The 19,911-nt window shown below is 65.6% G+C and carries 18 protein-coding genes; 16 read left to right on the forward strand and 2 right to left on the reverse strand.

The features are described from left to right. Positions 1–83: 83 nt before the first annotated feature. From ACWPWT_RS14975 to ACWPWT_RS15015, 9 genes are all read left to right on the forward strand, one after another. Positions 84–1,463 (forward strand): aminotransferase class III-fold pyridoxal phosphate-dependent enzyme, encoded by a 1,380-nt coding sequence (locus ACWPWT_RS14975; protein WP_454280345.1) that lies wholly within the window; start codon positions 84–86, stop codon positions 1,461–1,463. A 30-nt stretch (positions 1,464–1,493) separates the two neighbouring features. Continuing rightward, a complete protein-coding gene (locus ACWPWT_RS14980) occupies positions 1,494–1,988 on the forward strand; it encodes an Lrp/AsnC family transcriptional regulator (protein WP_454280346.1) in 495 nt (164 codons plus the stop codon). After that, entirely contained in the window at positions 1,985–3,166 is a 1,182-nt protein-coding gene (locus tag ACWPWT_RS14985) for a M20 aminoacylase family protein (RefSeq protein WP_454280347.1), read from the forward strand. Before ACWPWT_RS14980 ends, ACWPWT_RS14985 begins: the two co-directional genes overlap by 4 nt. A gap of 285 nt (positions 3,167–3,451) precedes the next feature. Beyond that, the gene (locus tag ACWPWT_RS14990; protein WP_454280348.1) at positions 3,452–4,381 is read left to right on the forward strand and encodes a 2-hydroxyacid dehydrogenase; all 930 of its coding nucleotides are present in this window, start codon (positions 3,452–3,454) and stop codon (positions 4,379–4,381) included. Between the two features lie 238 nt (positions 4,382–4,619). Continuing rightward, positions 4,620–5,822 carry a DUF1624 domain-containing protein gene (locus ACWPWT_RS14995; RefSeq protein WP_454280349.1) on the forward strand — a complete coding sequence of 401 codons (1,203 nt, stop codon included), beginning with the start codon at positions 4,620–4,622 and terminating at the stop codon, positions 5,820–5,822. 326 nt (positions 5,823–6,148) lie between these two features. Beyond that, on the forward strand, positions 6,149–6,433 hold the full coding sequence (locus ACWPWT_RS15000; protein ID WP_454280350.1) for a hypothetical protein: 285 nt from the start codon (positions 6,149–6,151) through the stop codon (positions 6,431–6,433). Positions 6,434–6,486: 53 nt separating this feature from the next. Beyond that, positions 6,487–7,746, forward strand: a complete 1,260-nt coding sequence (locus ACWPWT_RS15005) for a TolC family protein (protein ID WP_454280351.1) — start codon at positions 6,487–6,489, stop codon at positions 7,744–7,746. Then, positions 7,743–8,903, forward strand: a complete 1,161-nt coding sequence (locus ACWPWT_RS15010) for an efflux RND transporter periplasmic adaptor subunit (RefSeq protein WP_454280352.1) — start codon at positions 7,743–7,745, stop codon at positions 8,901–8,903. The genes ACWPWT_RS15005 and ACWPWT_RS15010 overlap by 4 nt, the downstream gene beginning before the upstream one ends. Then, positions 8,900–12,109, forward strand: a complete 3,210-nt coding sequence (locus tag ACWPWT_RS15015) for an efflux RND transporter permease subunit (RefSeq protein WP_454280353.1) — start codon at positions 8,900–8,902, stop codon at positions 12,107–12,109. The genes ACWPWT_RS15010 and ACWPWT_RS15015 overlap by 4 nt, the downstream gene beginning before the upstream one ends. Positions 12,110–12,152: 43 nt before the next feature. On the opposite strand, the gene copD is transcribed toward ACWPWT_RS15015, so the two are convergent. Beyond that, entirely contained in the window at positions 12,153–13,073 is a 921-nt protein-coding gene (gene copD, locus ACWPWT_RS15020) for a copper homeostasis membrane protein CopD (protein ID WP_454280354.1), read from the reverse strand. 1 nt (position 13,074) lies between these two features. Further along, positions 13,075–13,443, reverse strand: coding sequence for a copper homeostasis periplasmic binding protein CopC (gene copC / locus ACWPWT_RS15025; protein ID WP_454280355.1), 369 nt, complete (start codon positions 13,441–13,443; stop codon positions 13,075–13,077). Between the two features lie 380 nt (positions 13,444–13,823). On the opposite strand from copC, the gene ACWPWT_RS15030 reads away from it, so the two are divergent. The 7 genes from ACWPWT_RS15030 to ACWPWT_RS15060 all read left to right on the forward strand — a co-directional run bounded on the left by ACWPWT_RS15030 (position 13,824) and on the right by ACWPWT_RS15060 (position 19,908). Further along, complete coding sequence (locus tag ACWPWT_RS15030) at positions 13,824–15,251, forward strand: aldehyde dehydrogenase family protein (protein WP_454280356.1); 1,428 nt, start codon at positions 13,824–13,826, stop codon at positions 15,249–15,251. Between the two features lie 58 nt (positions 15,252–15,309). Next, complete coding sequence (locus ACWPWT_RS15035) at positions 15,310–16,635, forward strand: NAD(P)/FAD-dependent oxidoreductase (protein ID WP_454280357.1); 1,326 nt, start codon at positions 15,310–15,312, stop codon at positions 16,633–16,635. Positions 16,636–16,798: 163 nt separating this feature from the next. Continuing rightward, on the forward strand, positions 16,799–17,533 hold the full coding sequence (locus ACWPWT_RS15040; RefSeq protein WP_454280358.1) for a DUF4198 domain-containing protein: 735 nt from the start codon (positions 16,799–16,801) through the stop codon (positions 17,531–17,533). A gap of 23 nt (positions 17,534–17,556) precedes the next feature. Beyond that, entirely contained in the window at positions 17,557–17,931 is a 375-nt protein-coding gene (locus tag ACWPWT_RS15045) for a hypothetical protein (protein ID WP_454280359.1), read from the forward strand. Further along, a complete protein-coding gene (locus tag ACWPWT_RS15050; RefSeq protein ID WP_454280360.1) occupies positions 17,928–18,635 on the forward strand; it encodes a HupE/UreJ family protein in 708 nt (235 codons plus the stop codon). The genes ACWPWT_RS15045 and ACWPWT_RS15050 overlap by 4 nt, the downstream gene beginning before the upstream one ends. Next, complete coding sequence (locus ACWPWT_RS15055; RefSeq protein WP_454280361.1) at positions 18,632–19,228, forward strand: hypothetical protein; 597 nt, start codon at positions 18,632–18,634, stop codon at positions 19,226–19,228. The genes ACWPWT_RS15050 and ACWPWT_RS15055 overlap by 4 nt, the downstream gene beginning before the upstream one ends. Before the next feature lie 14 nt (positions 19,229–19,242). Continuing rightward, the gene (locus ACWPWT_RS15060) at positions 19,243–19,908 is read left to right on the forward strand and encodes a haloacid dehalogenase type II (protein ID WP_454280362.1); all 666 of its coding nucleotides are present in this window, start codon (positions 19,243–19,245) and stop codon (positions 19,906–19,908) included. The last annotated feature ends 3 nt before the right edge of the window (positions 19,909–19,911 follow it).

A 19,911-nucleotide genomic window follows, 5' to 3' on the forward strand; every position in this document is an offset into this window, starting at 1 on the left:
GCGACCCGCTGCTCATCGGGAAATCGGCGTCTCCGATGCGCGCGCCGGCCTTAGGCTGACAGGCCTGAACCAAAGAGGCTTCCATGCAATCCAATTCGCTTATCGAGGCCGATCGCCGTCACCTAATCCACCCGGTCGCAGCCTATCGCGCGCATGAGCAGCGCGGCGCGACCGTGTTGAGGAGCGGCAAGGGCATGTATCTGACCGACGCCGCCGGGAACGAATTGCTCGACGCCTTCGCCGGATTATGGTGCGTCAATATCGGCTATGGCCAAGAGAGCGTGGTCGCCGCCGCGACCGAGCAGATGCGCCGTCTGCCCTATGCCACCGGCTATTTCTCCTTTGCGAGCGAGCCTACGATCCGGCTTGCCGAACGGTTGGCGGAGCTGTCCCCGCCGGGGCTGGAGCGCGTCTATTTCACCTTGGGTGGATCAGATGCGGTGGACTCCGCGATCCGCTTCATCACGCTTTATTACAATGTCACCGGCCGACCGTCGAAGAAGCAGATGATCGCGCTCGACAAGGGCTATCACGGCTCGTCCAGCAACGGTGCGGGGCTGACCGGCCTGCCGGTGTTCCACCGGGCATTCGATCTGCCGCGCGATTGGCAGCATCATATCCCGGCACCCTATCCGTATCGCAGCCCGGTGGGCGACGATCCGCAGGCGATCATCGATCATTCGGTGGCCCAGTTGCGGGCCAAGGTCGCGGAACTCGGCGCGGAGAATGTGGCGGCCTTCTTTGCCGAGCCGGTGCAGGGTTCGGCAGGGGTCATCGTGCCGCCGCGCGGCTGGCTGCGCGCGATCCGCGATACCTGCCGCGAACTCGACATCCTGTTCGTCGCGGACGAGGTCATCACGGGCTTCGGTCGTACCGGGCCGCTATTCGCCTGCGAGGCGGAACAGGTTTCGCCCGATCTGATGACGATCGCAAAGGGATTGACCGCGGGCTATGCGCCGATGGGGGCCGTTCTGATGAGCGAAGCGGTTTATGCCGCCATCGCCGATGGCGCCGATCCGAGCACGCCGATCGGCCACGGCTTTACCTATTCGGGGCATCCCGTCAGCGCGGCGGTCGGCCTGGAAGTGCTGAGCCTGTATCTGCAGGGCGGTATTCTGGCCAATGGCCAAGCCCGCGCGCCCCAGCTTGCCGCCGGCTTGGATATGTTGCGCGATCATCCGCTGGTCGGGGATATTCGTCAGGCGGGCATGCTCGCTGGACTCGAACTGGTCAGCGACAAGGTCGCGCGGACACGTTTCGCCGCAGAGCTGGGTATCGCCGACCGGCTGAGTCAGGCCGCTTATCGACGCAATCTGATCTTCCGCGCGTTCGGCGACGGGACGATCGGCCTTGCACCCGCCCTGAGTTGTGGTGCCGATGACATGAGCATCCTGCTCGATCGCCTGCGTGCTACGCTGGACGATGTGCTCGATCAGCGCGAGGTGCGAGACGCGCTGGTTTGAGAAAAGGGAGCCGAAAGGATATGGTATCGCATGAACGCCGCCCCCAAGCTTGATCGACTGGATCTCCGCATCCTCGCGCACCTCCAACGTAACGGCCGCATCACCAATGTCGATCTGGCCGATGCTGTGGGGCTGTCTCCGAGCCCGTGCCTGTCGCGGGTGAAGCGGCTCGAAAAGGCGGGTTATATCACGGGCTACGGCGCCCATATCGCGCTGGCCAAACTGGGTTCGACCCTGACCGTGTTCACGCAGATCACGCTCAAGGATCACCGCATGAACGATTTCTCGAAGTTCGAACAGCGCGCGCGCAACGTGCGGGAAATCGTCGAGGCGCATCTCGTCAGCGGCGGCTATGATTATCTGGTCAAGTTCGTGACGCGTGACGTCGCCCATTACCAGCAGGTGATCGAAGAGATTCTGGAAGCGGATTTCGGCATCGAGAAATATTTCAGCTTCATCGTCATCAAGTCGCCGATCGTGAAACGCTATGATCCGATCGAGGCGCTGTTCGAGGAGGATGCATGACGGCGCAGCATGATGGCAGGTTCGAGGCGCTCGTGCCCGAACTCACCGCGCTCCGCCGCGATATTCACCGGCATCCCGAACTGGGCTTTCAGGAACATCGCACCGCGGCCCTGGTGGCCGAAACACTCGCCGCGTTGGGGCTTGAGGTTTCGACCGGCATCGGCGGCACCGGCGTGGTCGGTGTGCTGCGGCGGGGTCATTCCAAACGCGCGATCGGGCTTCGCGCGGACATGGATGCGCTGCCCATCGTCGAAGAGACCGGACTGCCCTATGCCAGCGTCAATCCCGGTCGGTTCCACGGTTGCGGGCATGACGGACACACGACGATGCTGCTCGGCGCGGCGCGTCACCTCGCCGAACATCGTGGGTTCGACGGTACGGTGGTGTTCATCTTCCAGCCCGCCGAGGAAGGGCAGGGCGGCGCGTGGGAGATGATCCGCGACGGATTGTTCGAGCGTTTTCCATGCGACCGGGTGTTCGCCATACACAACTGGCCGGATCTCCCAGCTGGCAGCATCCGCACGCGGCCAGGCCCGATCATGGCCTCGGCCGACAAATTCCTTATCACCGTGGAAGGGCGCGGCGGCCACGCCGCGCTGCCCCACCAGACACCGGATGCGATCCTCGCGGCGTCGGAACTGGTGCAGCAGCTCAACACGATCGTCTCGCGCCGCGTGGCCGCGACCGAGTCGGCGGTGCTGTCGGTGACGCGCATCGCGGGCGGACACGCCCACAATGTCTTGCCCGCCAAGGTCGAGATCATGGGTACGGTGCGGACCTTCAACCCCGATGTGCAGGACCGGATCGAGGCTTCGATCCGCGCGATGGCCGAAGGCGTCGCCCGGTCGAGCGAGACCCAGGTACGCGTCGACTATGATCGCTATTATCCCGCGACGATCAACGACGCCGATGCCGCACGCGCCGCGCTGGCCGCCGCCGCGACGGTGTCGGCCGACGTGGCCGCCGCACCCGCGCCTGCCTTCACGTCCGAAGACTTCGCCTTCATGTTGCAGGCCCGGCCCGGAGCCTATCTATGGCTCGGCCAGGCCTCGCCCGAGCATGGAGCGCCACTCCACCATCCCAGCTACGACTTCAATGACGGCGTGATCGCGACCGGCATCGCTCTGTTCGCGGCGCTGGTATCACAGGAAATGCCGATCTCCGACACGGGAGATTGACCCGTATGGCCGTGGTCTGGACGGCAGTTCACACGGGCTGCGCGGACCATGGTGCGTCACATCCCATAAGCTGCAAGCCTCGACGTGCATACCCGTCCTTCAACACGCCGATCCGTGGAGAGACTTCTTCTCGCCGATCGGACGGATCACGGTCTCCGGCGACGTGACGAACTGGGCGACGTTCACCGTTTCCGGGTTCGTTCTCGCCTTTGTGTCGCTTCCGGGGACGAGATGCGAGTTCGCGGCAGCTTGAGCCATGCCCTCTGACCATCTGGAGCCATATCGATGCCCACCCTCCTGCACTGTGGCGACCCTGCGCGGGGAGAGCTTTGGCGGGACTTGCTGCCCGAGATGGTTCCCGGACTGACGGTGCGTCAATGGCCCGATCTCGGCGATCCGTCCGATATTCGTTACGTCGCGGCATGGACGCTGCCGCCGAACTTGGCGGCGGGCTTGCCCAATCTTCGCCTAATCGCGTCGATCGGCGCGGGAGTGGATCAGCTCGATCTCGATACCGTCCCGCCGCGCGTCGAGGTGATCCGGTTGATCGAGCCTGGCCTCGTGCGCGGGATGGTCGAATATGCGGTCATGGCGACCCTAATGCTCCACCGGGACATGCTCGGCTATCGTGACGACCAGCAGGCCCGGCGCTGGTCGCCGCGTCGGCGTGTCGCGGCGACGGACAGACGGGTCGGTGTGATGGGGCTCGGCGCGGTCGGGGCGGCCGTGCTGGAAGGCCTCTCGCCGTTCGGCTTCGCGGTCTCGGGCTGGAGCCGAACCGCCAGGACGATCGATGGCGTCGCCACCTGGCATGGCGGAGACCAACTCGCGGCGTTCGCGCGGGATGTGGATATCCTGATTTGCGCGCTGCCCTTGACCGAAGAGACTCGCGGCATTCTCGCCAAGCCGCTGTTCGATGCCTTGGCGAAGGGAGCGGCCATCATCAATGTCGGACGAGGCGGGCATCTGGTGCAGGATGATCTGCTCGCCGCGTTGGACAGCGGGCGGATCGGCGGCGCGATCCTTGATGTGACAACGCCCGAGCCGCTGCCCGACGACAATACGCTGTGGCATCATCCCGCGGTACTGTTGACGCCCCATGTGGCGAGCAGCACGGTTCCCGCCGCCGCCGCGCGCGCCATGGCCGATGCCGTCCTTGCCATCGAGCGTGGGGACGTGCCAGCGGGTAGGATCGATCGCACCGCCGGTTACTGACGACGCCGGGCCGCGCGGGCACTCCGATAGTCGAAACCGAGTCTGTCAGGGGCCGTGCGTCGATCGCGTCCATGGGCGATCGATGGCTCCGGCAGGCTCGCGGCAGCAAATATCGCCTTTGAATGGTTCCGCCGCATCGCATCGCCATCGGGCGACGACATTCGGGAGATGTTGCCAGTGAAGACTGGCTTAATAGCCGAGATCTGGCGAGCTTCGCCGACCAGCAAGGACGAACGCGATGGGTGGGGCGGTGACGATGGGGGCGGGATATCTGAGCGGGCAGGGGGCCGCGAGGACGGCGCCCGCCGCGCGTGCGCGGTTGCAGAATATCGATGCGCTGCGTGGCTTTGTGATGGTGCTGATGCTGCTCGACCATGTCCGTGAGACGTGGTTCGTCCATTACCCCGTTACAGATCCAGTCGATGCTCGCACGATCATGCCGGCGGTGTTCATCGCCCGCCTCATCGTCAGCCTGTGCGCGCCGGTGTTCGTCGCGCTGACCGGAGTCGGCGTGTTCCTGTATAGCAGCAACCATAGCATCGCCGAGACAACCGAATATCTGTGGAAGCGCGGCCTGCTGTTGATGGCGATCGAGGTTCTGTACCTTTCGGAACTCTATTGGGGCATTACCCAGCCGACGCTGTGGTTGCAGGTGATCTGGTGCATCGGGCTGTGCATGATCGTGCTGTCGGGGTTGATGCGGCTGCCGCGTACGGTGCTGGTGGTACTTGGGCTGGTGCTGGTCTGCGGCCACAATCTGCTCGATCCGATCCGGCTGCAACCGGGCGATCCCCTGTTCCCGTTATGGGCGATGCTCCACCAACGTGACACGTTCGCACTGCCGTTCGGGCTGATCGCCAAGACGACCTATCCGGTACTGCCCTGGATCGGCGTGATCTCGCTCGGCTTTGGCATCGGGCCGTGGTTCCTGTCCGATGTCGGACCTGCCGAGCGTCGACGCCGGTTGCTGACGCTGGGGATCGCTATGCTCGCTGCGTTCCTGGTATTGCGTGGCCTCAATGTGTATGGCGACAAGCCGTGGTTCGTTGTGGAGGGAAGCCCGCTGCGCACCCTGATGAGCTTCTTCGCATTGACCAAATATCCGGCATCCCTGTTGTTCCTGCTGCTGACGCTCGGCATGGGTACATTGCTGCTGGTCGCGTTCGATGCGATCGGGGATAGTCGTCTGGTGCGTGCCCTTTCGGTGTTCGGTGGCGCACCGATGTTCTTTTATATTCTTCACCTCACGGTACTGCGCATCCTGTACCACGGCGCGCTTGCGATCTGGGGGCCGAACCACGGGACGACGTTCGGCTTTGACAATTACGGCTGGGTAGTTGCTTGGTATCTCTGCCTGATTGTGCCGCTCTACATCCCCACCGCATGGTATTCGCGGCTGAAGCGGCGTCGCCGCGACATAACCTGGCTCAAATATTTCTGACCGACCGCAGAAGGACGAGGCCGGGGGTGGTTGGTCATCGCAGAAGCATCGCTCCGCCGTCGGCTCCCATCGGCTTGGGATTGCGCGGGTACGACATCGCAGGAAGGAGCGCCGGGGCGGTCTTGGAAATCGGCTATCCGTCGAGCGTCACCCTTTCCGGCAGCCTGCTGCGTCGCTCGACGAACGCCGAGGATCGATCGCTGCCTTCCAACGAGATTTTGCGCGTGAAAAGCTTGTCGCGGGCATTCGGGCCGCCTACCCTTCAACGAATGTCACGGGGGCAAACTCGATCCGCGCTGCTCGGCGCCGTATTGGCGTTCATCGCCATGATCGGTCTCGTTGCGTTGTCGAGCTGGCATAGCGCGGTCGTCCATGACGACAATCCCGTGCATGTCGCATCGGTCGAACATGTTCACGGCTCGTCCAACCAAGTCGATCCCGACGGACCGATCCATGTCCTGGCGCACGCGACGGGACAGTGGCTCGCGTTGGCCGACATCTTCGCCACTCCCGCTCAGTTTGCTCCGGTGACCCAGGTCTGGCCGATCGAGGTCTACGATCTGCAGGCGGGCATCGATCCCTCCGAACCGTTGCGCCCCCCACGCGGCTGAGCGGTACGCGGCGCACGGCGCCGCCAGGCTCATCCCGCGAAGGAAACAGGATCATGAACGGCAACTTCTGCCGGCAGCGCATGGTGGCGCTGACCGGCCTGCTCGCAGGGCTGTGCCCGGTCGGCCAGGCGTGCGCGCAAAGCGCCCCCCCATTCGCGCAACTCCTCGATCAAGCGCGCACCTCGCCCCGCATGGCCGCGCTCGACGCGGATATGAAGCGTGCGTCCGGTCTCGCAGAACAGGCACGGGCGAGACCGAACCCCATCGTCAACGTCTATGCCGAAAACTTCAACGGCGACCTGATCCGCAACGCTCGCGATCAACAGCAGATCACCGCCCAAATCGATGTACCGATCGAGTTGGGCGGGAAGCGATCCGCTCGGATCGCGGCTGGCGAGGCTGGTGTCGTCGCGGCACAGGCCCGCGACCGTGACGGACGTCTTGCGTACGCGACCGAATTGGCGCGCGCCTATGCGGCGGCTGAGATCGCCGATCGCCGTATCGAACTTGCCGAGGACGAGGTCGAAGAAGCCACTGCCGACCTGAAGGCGGCACGCGCCCTGGTCGACGCGGGCAAGGAGGCCCGCCTGCGCCAGCTTCAGGCGGAAACGGCATTGAGCACGGTCGAGGCCGACTTGGAGACGGCAAAGGCGCAGAAGGTTGCAGCTCTCGCGCGCCTGTCAGCGTTAGCGGGTTCGTCGGTGCCCTACACAGGCGTTTCGGAGTCTTTGCTCGACCGGCTGAACGCCAGACCGGCAGCTGGACCGATCGACCCTATGCAGGCGACCACCGTGAAGGTCGCGGAGGCAGAGCGTGAGGCGGCGGCCAGGGCGGTCGAGTCCCAACAGCGTCTCGCCATCCCCAACGTGACCGCGATCGTCGGGGTGCGACAGCTCCGCGTCGCGAGCGGCCCGGCAATTGTCGCCGGGGTCGGCATCCCACTGCCCCTGTTCGACCGAAATCGTGGCAATATCGCCGCAGCCAAAGCCGAGCTGCAAGGCGCGGAGGCGCGCGCGGCGATCGCCCGGATGGACGCCGAGGCGGGGAGCCGGGCGGCGCTGGCGCTGGTGGAGGCGGCCGACCGCAAGGCCGAAGCCGCCCGTCGCACGATGGCGACTGCCGAGGAAGGCTATCGCCTGGCGCGTATCGCCTATCAGGCGGGCAAGTCGCCGCTGATCGAGCTTTTGGCGGTACGCCATAATCTCGGGGTCGCACGCAGCGTCATTCTCGATGCCGACGCCGCCCGCCTCGACGCCCGCGCCAATCTCGCCCGCCTGCAGGGCGTCACCATCACCGGAGAACCGGTTCTATGACCGACAAGACTCGCCTTTATGCCGGGGCCGCTATCGGCCTCGTCGCCGCAGCCGGGATCGGCTATGGTGCGGGCCGCCTTACCCAGGCGCCCGCGCCAGCGCAGGCACCGATTGAAACCGCTGCTTCCCAGGCGCCGTCCGATGCGCTCGCGATCAGCCCGCAGGGTATCGCCATGTCGCAGATCACCGTGGCGCCGGTCGCGTCCGGTGAGTTGGATTCGGTCATCCTCGCCTCCGCGACCGTCGAGGCGACACCCGATGCCGAGGCCGTCCTGACGGCGCGGGCGCCGGGCACCGTCAGCCGGATCATGGTGCGGATCGGCGATCCCGTTCGTGCCGGTCAGACGCTTGCGCTGGTCGAAAGCCGCGACGCCTCGCAGATCGCGGCGGACCGTGCCGCCGCTTCCGCCAGGGTGTCGCTCGCCGCGAGGCAACTCGCACGCGAACGCGGCCTCTTCGCGCAAGGGGTGAGCCCGCGCGCCGATTTCGAGTCCGCTCAGGCCAACCTTGCGGTCGCCCAAGCCGATGCCCGCCGCGCCAGCGCCGCGGCCGGGGCCGCCCGCGTCACCGGCGATGGGCGTTCCGTCGCGATCGTCAGCCCCATTTCGGGGCGCGTCACCAGCGAGACCGCCAATCTCGGTCAGTTCGTCGCGGCGGAAACCGAATTGTTCCGTGTCGCCGATCCCCGTCGGATCCAGATCACAGCCAACGTGCCGCCGGCCGACGCCGGGCGGGTTCGCCCAGGCGACAAGGTGGAACTGACGACCAGCGATGGTCGCCCGATCGCGGGCCGCGTCCGTTCTGCGACGGGCGTCGTCGATCCACAGTCGCGGACGGCGACCATCGTCATCACGCCTGACGCGGGCAGGAGCATGCTCGCGCCCGGCCAGCTCGTGCAGGCCCGCATCTCGGCCAGTGGCGGTGCCAGCCGTACAGGCATCATGGTCCCGCAGGATGCAGTGCAGACTCTCGGCGATCGTAGCGTCGTGTTCGTCCGCACCGCGCAAGGGTTCAAGGCCCGCACGATCCGCGTCGCCAGCCGGTCGGGCGGCATGGTGGCGGTCGCCGATGGTCTGGCCGCCGGCACTCGGATCGCCACCACCAATGCGTTTCTCATCAAGGCCGAACTCGAGAAGAACGAAGGGGGCGACGAATGATCGGCCGAATCCTTCAGGCGTCGGTCCGCTTCCGCTGGCTGGTGGCGTTCCTCACCCTCGTCGTCATCGGCTTTGGGGCATGGCAGATCACCAAGCTGCCGATCGATGCGGTGCCCGATGTCACCAATCGCCAGGTGCAGATCAGTACCTTCGTACCCACGCTCGGCCCCGTCGATGTCGAGAAGCAGGTCACCTTCCCCGTCGAGACGGCTCTGGCCGGTATCCCAGGCCTGGAGATGACGCGATCGCTGTCGCGCAACGGCTTCAGCCAGGTGACGGCGGTCTTCACCGACGCCACCGACATTTATTTCGCGCGCCAGCAGGTGACGGAGCGATTGGCGCAGGCCCGGGACAGCCTGCCCGCCGGTGTCCAACCCAGTCTCGGCCCGCTCAGCACCGGGTTGGGCGAGATTTTCTTCTACTCGATCGCCTATCGACATCCCGACGGTAGGGGCGGCACCGAGCATGTCGACGGCAAGCCGGGCTGGCAGACCGATGGAAGCTATCTCACCCCCGAAGGCGAACGGCTGACCACCGAACTGGCCAAGGCGGCCTATCTTCGCACGGTCCAGGACTGGATCATCCGGCCGCAGATGCGCAACGTGAAGGGCGTCGCAGGCGTCGATTCCAATGGCGGCTACGTCAAACAATATCTGATCGAACCGAACCTCAATGCGCTGGCCTCCTATGGTCTGTCGATCACCGATCTGGCCGACGCGATGCAGCGTGCGAACCTGTCGGCGGGCTCCAACTATATCCGGCGGGCAGGGGAGAGCTTTCTGGTCCGGGCGGATGCGCGGTTGAAGTCGATCGAGGATATTCGCGAGGCGGTCGTCGCCACCCGCGCGGGCGTGCCGGTGCGCGTCCGGGATGTCGGCGACGTCGTCATCGGCGGCGCGGTGCGTACCGGATCGGGGAGTCGCATGGGATCGGAGGCGGTCATCTCGACCGTCCTGATGCAGGTCGGCGACAACAGCCGCGTGGTGTCCACCGCGGTCGCCGACAAGCTGGTGCAGATCAACAAGAGCCTGCCGCCCGACGTCTTCGCCGAGCCGGTCTATAACCGCTCCAAGCTGGTCAACGCCACGATCGCCACGGTCGAGAAGAACCTGACCGAAGGCGCGCTGCTGGTCATCGTTGTGTTGTTTCTGCTGCTCGGCAACGTCCGGGCCGCGCTCATTTCCGCGATGGTCATTCCAATCACCATGCTGATGACCGCGGCGGGGATGAACGGGCTGCGCGTATCGGGCAATCTGATGAGCCTCGGCGCACTCGACTTCGGCCTGATCGTCGACGGAGCCGTCATCATCGTCGAGAATGCGCTGCGCCACCTGGCCGAACGCCAGCAGGAGGAAGGCCGGCTGCTGACGCGTGCCGAACGTCTGGAAACCACCATCGCGTCCGCGCGGGAGATGATCCGCCCGACCGTCTATGGCCAGCTCATCATCTTCCTCGTCTTCGTGCCACTGCTCACCTTTGAGGGTGTCGAGGGCAAGACCTTCGCACCGATGGCGATCACGCTGATGATCGCGCTTGCCTGTGCCTTCGTCCTGTCGCTGACCTTCGTGCCAGCGATGATCGCAATCCTCATCACGGGCCGGGTCAGCGAGACGGAGGTTCGCCCGATCCGCTGGTTCAAGGCGCGCTATGCGCCGGTGCTGGCGAAGGCGATCGCGCGACCGCTGCCCTTCATCCTCGGCGGTGCGGGCGTGTTCGCCACGGCGGTGTTCTGCTTCGGCCTTCTCGGCGAGGAGTTCATGCCGCAGCTCGACGAGAAGGACATCACCGTCACCAACTTCCGCGTCCCCTCGGCATCGATCGACCAATCGACGCAGATGCAGATGCACATCGAGAATGCGCTGAAGACCCTGCCCGAGGTGGCGCTGGTCTTCTCCAAGAACGGCAATGCCGATCTCGGCACCGATCCGATGCCGCCTAACGCCTCGGACACCTATGTCATCCCCAAGCCGGAGAGCGAATGGCCCGCCGACGTCAGGAGCAAGGCGGATATCATCCGGCGGATCGAGGAGAAGATGAAGCCCATCATCGGCAACCGCACGGAAATTCAGCAGCCGATCCAGATGCGCTTCAACGAACTGATCGCGGGCGTCCGCGCCGATGTCGCGATCAAGCTCTATGGCGATGATCTGGAGGCGATGAACGTCCAGGCCCGCAGGCTCGCCGATGCGGTGCGCACCATTCCCGGTGCCGCTGACGTCAGCGTCGAGCAGACATCGGGCGCGCCGACCTTCGACGTGCAGATCGATCGGCAGGCGGCGGCACGCTACGGCCTGTCGGTGCAGCAAGTGGCGGACACCGTCTCGGCGGCGCTGAGCGGTCGCGCGGCCGGGCTGGTGTTCGAGGGGGATCGACGGTTCGACATCGTGGTGCGCCTGCCCGACGTGCAGCGCGACGATCTCGACATGCTGGGCGCGATCCCGGTCATGCTCCCGGCGGAGGGACAGGCGGCGCGTGCCATTCCGCTGCGCGAGGTCGCGCGGTTCCGCTATACGGAGGGGCTGAACCAGATCAGCCGCGAGAATGGTAAGCGGATGGTGACGGTGCAGGTCAATGTGCGCGGGCGCGACCTAGGCGGTTTCGTCGCCGATGCGCAGGCCCGGATCGCGGCGATGCCGCTGCCGACCGGCATGTACACCGATTGGGGCGGCACCTTTCAGAGCCTGCGGTCCGCCCGGCTGCGCCTCGCCGTCGTGGTGCCGGTCTGCTTCGTCGCAATTTATGCGCTGCTCTATCTGGCGCTGGGTGGGTTCGTGCGGGCGCTGATCGTCTTCTCGGCGGTGCCGATGGCGCTGGCGGGGGGTGTCTTCGCGCTCGTCCTGCGCGGTATCCCTTTCTCGATCACTGCCGCGGTGGGGTTCATCGCGCTCTCCGGTGTCGCGGTGCTCAACGGACTGGTGATGATGAGCGCCATCGCCAAGCATCGAAGCGGGGGAGCGCCAGAGGACCGAGCGATCGCCGATGGCGCGATGGAGCGCGTACGGCCGGTGCTGATGACCGCACTGGTGGCGTCGCTCGGCTTCGTACCGATGGCGCTTGCGACCGGCACGGGGGCGGAGGTGCAGCGTCCGCTCGCCACCGTCGTCATCGGCGGCCTCGTCACCTCGACGGTGCTGACCCTGCTGGTGTTGCCTGCGATCACCGCATGGGTGGCGCGTTTGCGGGGGAACGAGCGCTTACCGGTCTGATGATCCTTCGCCATGCCGGACCGGCTCCGGCATGGCGATCGGGCTACACGCCGCCCGTCGGCGGCTCCAGCGTGCCCAGCCATGCGACCAGCGCCAGGATCGTAATCGCGCAGGCGGTTTCGACGGCAAGGCTGCGGCGCAGCGCACGAAGCGCGATGCGAGGATCGGTCGCAAGCGCCAAGGCGGGCGTCAGCCGGAAACGATTGAGCGCCGCCAGACCCAGCATCGCGCCGAACAGCACCAGCTTGGCGAGCAGAAGCTGGCCGTAGGTTGTCGTCGGCACGGCGCTCAGGCCGCCCATACCGATCAGCATTCCGCTATTGATGATGCTGGTCGCGATGATCGTGCCGACCAGCGCGGTCCCCAAGGATGCGAAGCCATGCAACGCGCGATGGGTCAGCGCGACATGCCTCGCATCGACCCGGTCCGTCGATCGGATGACGAGCAGGCCGAGGCCGATGAGCGCGCCGATCCAGCCGCCGGCGGCAAGCAAATGCAGGATGTCGGCACCCAGGTGCATCCATCCTCGACCGCCTTCGTCCATCGCGCCATGCCCCGTCCAGGCCAATGTTGATAGCGCTGCACCGGCACCGAGCATCACCAAGAGCAATGCGGCCCGGTGCCGGGGCACCCACAGTGCGGCGAGCGACGCAAGCATCAGTGCGGCCATCCGCACCTGCCACGCATTACCCGTCGCCGATCCCGACAGCAGCATCGCAATCGCTTCTCGGTCGATCGGCCATGCGGGCGCGCCGGTCATCGCGGCTGCGAGGAGCGCCAGCGCGACACATGACAACAGTGCCGCGCCGACCCCAGCGCCGATCAGCCAGGGTCGCAACGGAAGAACGGTTCGGCATTCCGTGTCGTTCAGCGAAACCAGTGCGAAGGCCGAAAGGCCGAACAGCCCGCTCAACATACCGTATAGCGAGAAGCGGACCGCGATCAGCGGCCAGTCGGGCGTCACCTTATCGGACCATGAATGCAAAGCTGCCGGTGATCCGATGCGTGTCGCTCGACACGACATGCCAGGTGACGGTGTAGTTCCCAGGCATCATGGCCGATTTGGGCGTCAGGACCAGCGTGCGCCCATCGGCGGCGACCGAGGGCGTGACCGGGACCGCCATCGACCCGTGCGCCATGCCCGGATGGACCATGACCAGTTCCGCCCCGGAGAATTTGGCCATCAGCGCCTCGCTGAAACGCAGCGTGATCTGACCCGGCGCGGCGACCGTTGCATTCGGAGCAGGCGTGACGGACAGCAGCTTCGGGTGTGCCTGAACCGGGGCGGCCAGCGCGGACAGGGCGATGGTGGCAGCTATGAGCATGGAACGCATATCGTCGACTCCTTGGCAATGATGCCTCTTTTACGCGTCCTTCTCCGCCATCCCTCATCGGCGGGGAGCGCCAGGAGAATATTAGACGGGGTGAGGGGCATGTGATCGCGCGGCGCAAGAATGGGGAGAAGGGGGGATGGTGGCCCCGTCCCAAGAAGTCTGCATGTCGCGTGTGATGGATCGTTGTCAGTTGCTATGCTGCGCCGATGTGGCGGCATCCGAACCTGGTTCTGTCGGCGCGTGTCGATCCGGCATCCTGTACGCCTTTGCCGGCGTCGAACGGCAGGATCGGCGTGTCGCCCCAGGCATTTCGGAGGCCTGTTGCGGCCATTGGTCGATAGGGTGGCTTGGAATTGGTGCGACCGATGGAAGGGGGCTAGATGAGCGGACAGGGCGCAGGCGGCTTTTATATCGATGGCGCTTGGGTGAATCCCCCGGACCGCCCGACGATCGCGGTCATCCAGCCATCGACCGAGACCATGATCGGCACCATCACTGCGGGAACGAGCGCGGACGTCGATCGCGCCGTGGCGTCGGCCCGGCGTGCCTTCCCGGCTTTCGCCGCCTTGCCGGTCGCGGCGCGTCGGGCGATCCTGATACGGATCGCCGAATTGATCGAGGAGGGTGCCGAGGATTTCGCGCAGGCACTGTCGCGCGAAATGGGGGCTGCGATCGGCTTCGCTCGCGCGTCGCATGTCCCCTTTGCGGTCGCGCATGTCCGCGCGCAGGTGGACGTACTCGACGACTATCGCTTCGTGCGGGAGGAGACCGGGTTCGCGGTGCTCAAGGAGCCGATCGGTGTCTGTGCGCTCATCACGCCGTGGAACTGGCCCCTCTATCAGATCACCGCGAAGGTCGCCCCCGCGATCGCGGCGGGCTGCACGATGGTTCTCAAGCCCAGCGAATTGTCGCCGTTCAGCGCGTTGCTGTTCGCGCAGGTGATGCATGACGCGGGCGTGCCGCCGGGCGTTTTCAATCTGGTGAACGGCACCGGCGAGGTGGTCGGCGCGGCGCTTTCGGCGCATCCTGCGGTCGACATGATTTCGATCACCGGATCGACCCGCGCAGGGGTGCTGGTGGCGCAGGCCGCCGCCGTGACCGTCAAGCGCGTCGTGCAGGAACTGGGCGGCAAGTCGCCCAACCTGTTCCTCGATGACGCCGATTTCGCCACCGCCGTGCCCCGGGGCGTCCTATCGGGGATGCGCAATGTCGGGCAGTCGTGCAGTGCGCCGACCCGGATGCTGGTTCCTGCCGACCGACTGGCCGAGGTCGAGGCGCTGGCCGTCGAGGCAGCGCGATCGTGGCGGGTTGGCGATCCGCTGGACGAGGCGACGACGATGGGGCCGATCGCCAATGCGGCCCAGTTCGCGCGGGTGCAGGCGATGATCGAGGCAGGTATCGCGGACGGCGCCAGATTGCTGTGCGGCGGCGTGGGGCGTCCCGATGGTCTCGATACGGGCTATTTTGCGCGGCCGACGATCTTCTCCGGCGTCACCGCCGCCATGCGGATCGCGCGCGAGGAGATTTTCGGACCCGTACTGTGCATCATGCCCTATCGCGACGAGGAAGAGGGCATCGCGCTGGCCAATGACACGGTCTATGGCCTGGGTGCGCATGTCCAGTCTGGCGACATCGCCCGTGCCCGGTGGGCGGCGGCACGTATCCGGGCCGGACAGGTGCTGATCAACGGTCCGACCTGGACCGCGCACGCACCGTTCGGCGGCTACAAGCAATCGGGCAATGGCCGCGAATACGGCGTCCATGGGTTCGAGGAATATCTCGAAACCAAATCGGTGCTGGGATACTGACCGCGATGCTCCCTGCGCGCCCTTTCTATCCTGCCCTTTTTCGACGGAGCTGACTGACATGCCTGCCCCCCTGGCCGCCGTAACGGCGTCGACGGACGTTCCGGCCGAAGCCGATGTCGTGGTGATCGGCGCCGGGATCATCGGCGCCTTCACCGCTTATTATCTCGCCAAGCGCGGTCTAAAGGTCGCGCTGATCGAAAAGGGGCGGGTCGGTGCCGAGCAGTCGAGCCGCAACTGGGGCTGGTGCCGCCAGCAGAACCGGGACGCGCGCGAATTGCCGATGGCAACCAAGTCGCTCGATCTGTGGGAATCCTTCACGGCGGAGACGGGCGAGGTAACGGGGTTCCGGCGCTGCGGCCTCCTATATCTCAGCAACGACGAACAGGAACTGGCGGGCTGGGCGCGCTGGGGAGAGTTCGCGCGGGGCGTCGGGGTCGAGACGCATATGCTGACCTCGACGCAGGCCGCCGAGCACGGCCGTGCGACCAACTGTAGCTGGAAGGGCGGGGTCTTTTCGCCCACCGACGGCACCGCCGATCCCGCACGTGCCGCGCCCGCCGTGGCCCGCGCTTTCGTGCGCTTGGGCGGCGTGTTGTTGCAGGATTGCGCGGTGCGGGGCCTGGAGACGCAGGGCGGTCGTCTCTCCTCGGTGGTGACAGAGCGTGGCACGATCCGTACCCGCACCGCCGTGTTGGCAGCGGGAGCCTGGGCGTCGTCCTTCTGCCGGCAATATGATCTGCGCTTTCCGCAGGCGACGGTGAGGCAGACCGCTTTGGCGACCGCGCCCGGCGCGGCCGATGTGCCGCCGGCGCTGCATACCGCCGATATTTCGATGACCCGGCGGGGTGACCGGGGTTACACCTTGTCGATCAGCGGGTACGGGCGGGTCGATCCTACGGCGCAGTTCCTGCGTTTTTCCCCGCAATTCCTTCCGATGTTCCTCCGCCGCTGGCGCAAGCTGGCGCCCGGCGGGGTCGAGGGTATCCGGTCGGGACATGAGACGCTGGCACGGTGGCGGCTGGACCGGCCGACGCCGATGGAGCGGATGCGCATCCTCGACCCCTCGGCTGATCGCCGCGTCGTCGCGCTGACCCATCGCCGCGCGACCGACCTCGTTCCTGCCCTGCGCGGATTGCCGATCACCGCCGCCTGGGCCGGGTATGTGGACAGCACCCCGGACGGCGTGCCGGGGATCGGCGAGTTCGAGGCGTTGCCCGGTCTGGTGCTGGCGGCGGGCTTCAGCGGGCATGGCTTCGGCATCGGGCCGGGCGCAGGGCATATGATCGCGGACATCGTCAGCGGGGACGCGCCGATCGTCGACCCGCGTCCCTATCACCCCAGCCGTTTCCAGTCGTCGGCATGGGGCAAGGTCGCCGAATTCTGATCGTGGCGCGGCCATCCCGCGCCGCTTTCTGGGCAACGAAATTTAATGCCGCCGACCGCGCACCCTTTGTTCCGGGATAGCGGCCCGGGTGCGAAAAAAAGCCATTAAGTTCGCGACCGCCCCCTAGGCTCGGTCCCATAGGAACAGACGTGGAGCGAGTGATATGCGGCATATCAAATCCCTGTTCGTCGGCGCGGCGATCCTCGCGCTCGGGACCAGTGCTGTCGATGCGCACGGCATCTGGTTCGCCCAGCGCGCGCGGCAGACCGCGATGATCTATGGCATCGGCGCCGATGATCTCGACATGGTCAAGCGCCTGCCGCTGGTCGAGAGTGTCAGTGCTTTCGACGCGAGCTACAAGCCGGTTCCGGTGAAACTGCGCACCGCCGGTCCGATCATACTCGTGGATGCCGACGAACAGCCGACCTTGCTTGCCGCCGTCCTGCAGAACGGCATCTGGTCGCGGCGCGGCAATGACGAGTTCGAGAAGAAGGGGCGGGACGAGATGCCCGATGCGACCCTGTCGGAAAAGACGGTGAAATATGCCGTCTCGATCCAGGGACCGCTCGACAAGCCGATCCCGGCGTTGCCGACCCAGATCCTGCAGATCGTGCCCGACGGTCCGCTGCCCACGGTACTGGGCCAGCCGCTACGCTATCGTGTCCTGTTCCATGGCAAGCCGGTTGCCGGGGTCCGCATGATCAAAGACATGGTCAACGATCCCGATGCGAAGGAAGTGCTGACGGGCGCGGACGGAACGGTGACAATGCCGGTCCGCAACCAGGGCCTGAACGTGATCCGCGCGGTCTATAACGGCCCGACCGACGATCCCAAAAGATACGATCATATCGAGCATACCGCGACCCTTGCCTACACGCTGGCGCACGCGCCGGAATGATCCGCACTGCAACGGAGATTCCCATGAAGACGATCCTTCTGATCCCCGCCCTTGCCGCCTTGATGGCAAGCGCGCCCGCTCTGGCCCATGGCAATATGAAGCCGCAACATGGTGGCGTCGTGCAGATGGCTGGGGAAACCTTGTTCGAGCTGGTCCGCTCGTCCGCTGGCGTGTCGATCTACGTCACCGACGATGACGAGCCGCTGGCGTCGAGCGCAGCGAGCGGCAAGCTGTCGGTAACGGCCGGCGGCAAGACCCAGGACGTCGTGCTGCGTCCCGGACCCGCCAACCGCTTCGACGCGCCCGGCATGAAATTGGCGCCCGGCGCGCGGCTGGCGGTACAGGTCGTCGAAACGGCGACGCAGGCGCGGCTCGGCACCACCTTCCTCATCAAATGATCGGGACGGGCGGTCATCTCAGGCGCGCCGCCTTGGTGGTGGCCGCTTGCGCGCTGCTCGCCGATCCGGCGCTGGCGCATGGCGTGGCGGAAAGCGACAAGGCCTATATCCAGTCGCATCCCGGCATCCACGTCATCCCGTTCATCTATCTCGGGGCCAAGCACATGGTCACGGGATATGACCATCTGCTGTTCCTGTTCGGTGTCATATTCTTCCTGTACCGGCTAAAGGACATCTGGACCTATGTGACGCTGTTCGCGCTGGGCCATTCGACCACATTGCTGCTGGGCGTGATGGCGAACATCCATGCCAACCCCTTCATCGTCGATGCGATCATCGGCCTGTCGGTGGTGTATAAGGCGATGGACAATCTCGGCGCCTTCCGCACCTGGCTCGGGTGGGAGCCTAATCCGAAGGCGGCGGTGTTGATCTTCGGCTTCTTCCACGGTTTCGGCCTGGCGACCAAGTTGCAGGATCTGGTCGTGTCGCGCGACGGTCTGTTCGCCAATCTGGTCAGCTTCAATATCGGGGTCGAGACGGGGCAGTTCCTGGCGCTGTGCGTCATCCTGATCGGCATGACCCTGTGGCGGCGCACCGCCGGCTTCGGGCGCAGCGTCGTCGTCGCCAACATGCTGCTCGCGACCGCCGGGATCGTGCTGATCGGCTATCAACTCACCGGCTATGCGATGGAGCGTGTTGCATGATGGCCACCACCGTTCCTTATCAGGCGTCGCCCCGGACGCTGGCGCGCGCGTCGCTCGCGGCGCTAACCGGAGGCGCCGCGATCCTGGTCCTGTTCGTCCTGCCCGCCGAATATGGCCTCGATCCCACCGGGGTCGGCCATGCCATCGGCCTTACCGCGCTGACCGCGCCCGTAGAGGAAGAGGAGGCCCCCGCCGCTCCGTTCCCCAAGGGGGCTGCACCGGTGGCCGTTGCTCCGCAGACCCAGGCGTCGATCGACAAGACCACGCCGTGGCGCAGCGATGAGCGCACGGTCACGATCGCCCCGCATCAGGGCGTCGAGCTGAAGGCCGAGATGAAGGCCGGAGACGCGTTGCAGTTTCGCTGGACCGCGACCGGTCCGGTCAAGATGGACATGCACGGCGAGACATCGATGACCGCCGACAGCTTCACGACCTATTGGAAGCAGAGGGGAATGCGGAGCGCGCAAGGCAGTTTCACCGCTCCCTTCTCGGGCATCCATGGCTGGTACTGGCGCAATCAGGGCGAAACGCCGGTGACGCTGACCCTGAAGACCGACGGATTCTACGCCAAGCTGTTTCAACCGAAATCCTGACGGAGACGCGACCTATGGCTCTGAGGCCCAAATATATAACCTTCGATTGTTACGGCACGCTGATCTATTTCGAAATGGCGCCCGTCGCCCGTAAGCTCTACGCCGATCGCGTCGCGGGGAGCGACATGGATCGCTTCGTCGCGGACTTTTCCGCCTATCGGCTGGACGAGGTGCTGGGCGCGTGGAAGCCTTATCGTGACGTGGTCGAGGGATCGCTGCGGCGGCTGTGCGCCAAATGGGGCATCGAATATCGCGATAGCGACACCGCCAGCGTCTATGCCGCCGTGCCGACCTGGGGGCCGCACCCGGACGTGGTGGAGCCGCTGAAGCGGGTCGCGAAGGAATTTCCGCTCGTCATCCTATCCAACTCGATGGTCGACCTGATTCCGGCCAGCGTCGAGAGGCTGGAGGCGCCGTTCCACGCCGTCTACACGGCCGAAGAGGCGCAGGCTTACAAGCCCCGGATGCAGGCGTTCGAATATATGTTCGACCAACTGGGTTGCGGGCCCGAAGACGTGCTGCACTGTTCGTCCAGCTTTCGATACGACCTGATGACCGCCTATGACATGGGCATCACCATGAAGGCGTTCGTCAATCGCGGGCACGAACCGCTGAACACCTATTATCAGGTCCACGATATCCCCGATATCGGCGGGTTGCCGGGCCTGCTCGGTCTGTGAGCG

This window comes from Sphingomonas sp. Marseille-Q8236 (assembly GCF_965112005.1).

What these genes read in the sequence shown, in the direction of transcription:
- ACWPWT_RS15055 (WP_454280361.1), top strand. Translation starts at nt 18,632, where the DNA reads ATGATGGCCACCACCGTTCCTTATCAGGCGTCGCCCCGGACGCTGGCG.
- ACWPWT_RS14995 (WP_454280349.1), top strand. Translation starts at nt 4,620, where the DNA reads ATGGGTGGGGCGGTGACGATGGGGGCGGGATATCTGAGCGGGCAGGGG.
- copC (WP_454280355.1), bottom strand. Translation starts at nt 13,443, where the DNA reads ATGCGTTCCATGCTCATAGCTGCCACCATCGCCCTGTCCGCGCTGGCC.
- ACWPWT_RS15050 (WP_454280360.1), top strand. Translation starts at nt 17,928, where the DNA reads ATGATCGGGACGGGCGGTCATCTCAGGCGCGCCGCCTTGGTGGTGGCC.
- ACWPWT_RS14985 (WP_454280347.1), top strand. Translation starts at nt 1,985, where the DNA reads ATGACGGCGCAGCATGATGGCAGGTTCGAGGCGCTCGTGCCCGAACTC.
- ACWPWT_RS15015 (WP_454280353.1), top strand. Translation starts at nt 8,900, where the DNA reads ATGATCGGCCGAATCCTTCAGGCGTCGGTCCGCTTCCGCTGGCTGGTG.
- ACWPWT_RS14975 (WP_454280345.1), top strand. Translation starts at nt 84, where the DNA reads ATGCAATCCAATTCGCTTATCGAGGCCGATCGCCGTCACCTAATCCAC.
- ACWPWT_RS14990 (WP_454280348.1), top strand. Translation starts at nt 3,452, where the DNA reads ATGCCCACCCTCCTGCACTGTGGCGACCCTGCGCGGGGAGAGCTTTGG.
- ACWPWT_RS15000 (WP_454280350.1), top strand. Translation starts at nt 6,149, where the DNA reads ATGATCGGTCTCGTTGCGTTGTCGAGCTGGCATAGCGCGGTCGTCCAT.
- ACWPWT_RS15060 (WP_454280362.1), top strand. Translation starts at nt 19,243, where the DNA reads ATGGCTCTGAGGCCCAAATATATAACCTTCGATTGTTACGGCACGCTG.
- ACWPWT_RS15005 (WP_454280351.1), top strand. Translation starts at nt 6,487, where the DNA reads ATGAACGGCAACTTCTGCCGGCAGCGCATGGTGGCGCTGACCGGCCTG.
- ACWPWT_RS15040 (WP_454280358.1), top strand. Translation starts at nt 16,799, where the DNA reads ATGCGGCATATCAAATCCCTGTTCGTCGGCGCGGCGATCCTCGCGCTC.
- ACWPWT_RS14980 (WP_454280346.1), top strand. Translation starts at nt 1,494, where the DNA reads ATGAACGCCGCCCCCAAGCTTGATCGACTGGATCTCCGCATCCTCGCG.
- ACWPWT_RS15030 (WP_454280356.1), top strand. Translation starts at nt 13,824, where the DNA reads ATGAGCGGACAGGGCGCAGGCGGCTTTTATATCGATGGCGCTTGGGTG.
- ACWPWT_RS15035 (WP_454280357.1), top strand. Translation starts at nt 15,310, where the DNA reads ATGCCTGCCCCCCTGGCCGCCGTAACGGCGTCGACGGACGTTCCGGCC.
- ACWPWT_RS15010 (WP_454280352.1), top strand. Translation starts at nt 7,743, where the DNA reads ATGACCGACAAGACTCGCCTTTATGCCGGGGCCGCTATCGGCCTCGTC.
- ACWPWT_RS15045 (WP_454280359.1), top strand. Translation starts at nt 17,557, where the DNA reads ATGAAGACGATCCTTCTGATCCCCGCCCTTGCCGCCTTGATGGCAAGC.